This window comes from Pseudomonas sp. 2822-15 (assembly GCF_002742515.1).
Taxonomy (GTDB): Bacteria; Pseudomonadota; Gammaproteobacteria; order Pseudomonadales; family Pseudomonadaceae; genus Aquipseudomonas; species Aquipseudomonas salomonii.
In genome coordinates, this window is the sequence record NZ_LJRY01000472.1 from 1 (window position 1) to 229 (window position 229).

General features: G+C 34.1%; 1 protein-coding gene. It reads right to left on the bottom strand.

The genetic code is table 11. The annotated features are described in order from the left end of the window. A partial coding sequence (locus AOA59_RS31845; RefSeq protein ID WP_143522889.1) for an ACT domain-containing protein occupies positions 1-229 on the bottom strand: 229 nt, incomplete at both ends.

The window sequence follows — 229 nt, forward strand, 5'->3', positions numbered from 1 at the left end:
CCTATAAGCTCTACTTTTAACACTGGGTCTAACTGTTCTATTTTATTCAAAAGAACGGACACCTCAGATATCATAGCTGCTGTTTCTATTGAGAGCGTAATTGTAGCTTTCCCTTGTAATGGAATGGTCTGATTAATTGTAAGTACATTAGCCCCAGTTTGTGCAATAAGAGATAATAATTTAGATAAAGTCCCGGATCTATCTTCTAAAAAAACGGATAAAGTAATTA